The following is a 609-nucleotide window of genomic DNA, read 5'->3' as shown; positions in this document are numbered from 1 at the left end:
CGGGGTGGTTAAGGGCCGCTGCCGCCGACTGTGGGCAACGATGCAGCGCTGCTCTGTTGGTCGCGGGCATGCACAGCCGAAACGTTCAAGCCGCAACGCGGCGTTGCGGCCAGGCTGATAGCCGTGAGCACTCTCAACACCGCCCGCACCGGGTTGGCCACGACACCCACCCGCTACGGCGATCCGGGGTTCGCGCGGGTCGCGCTGGCCGCCATGCCCGACTACCCCAGCGGTTGTCGGGCTGCCCGCGCCTATCCACCCCAACGCCGCCGAAGCCGGGTGCGGCTTCGCCAACCCCGCCGCGTGCAATCGCATAGTCCACGTTCACCACGGCCAAGGCCGGACCGTGTGACGCACTTCCCGCCCATCGACTCGGCCGGCCGTGTCCGTGTCCTCATCTCGGCGCGCCGATGAACGCGACAGCCCGGCACCACACCGAACCGGCCGGCGAATGGGTGGCCGTCGCCTTCATCGACATGTCGGGGTTCACCGCGCTCACCGAAGCCCACGGAGACCTCGAAGCGGCCGACACCGCCGAAGGCTTCGCCGATCTGACCCGGGCTGCGCTCGACCACGGCGACCGGCTGGTGAAAACCCTTGGCGACGCTG

The 609-nt window shown here is 70.1% G+C and carries 1 protein-coding gene and 1 pseudogene; both read left to right on the top strand.

The genetic code is table 11. The features are described 5' to 3' along the window. The first annotated feature begins 123 nt into the window (after window positions 1-123). Window positions 124-414: a hypothetical protein gene (locus F0Q45_RS26545; protein WP_149656654.1), complete on the top strand. Its 291-nt coding sequence runs from the start codon at window positions 124-126 to the stop codon at window positions 412-414. Continuing rightward, a pseudogene (locus tag F0Q45_RS26540) lies at window positions 411-609 on the top strand (adenylate/guanylate cyclase domain-containing protein); the annotation flags it as partial. The gene F0Q45_RS26545 and the pseudogene F0Q45_RS26540, both read left to right, overlap by 4 nt.

It is taken from the genome of Mycobacterium simiae, from assembly GCF_008370645.1.
Taxonomy (GTDB): Bacteria; Actinomycetota; Actinomycetes; order Mycobacteriales; family Mycobacteriaceae; genus Mycobacterium; species Mycobacterium simiae_A.
This window is presented reverse-complemented; position numbering and strand designations above follow the sequence as displayed.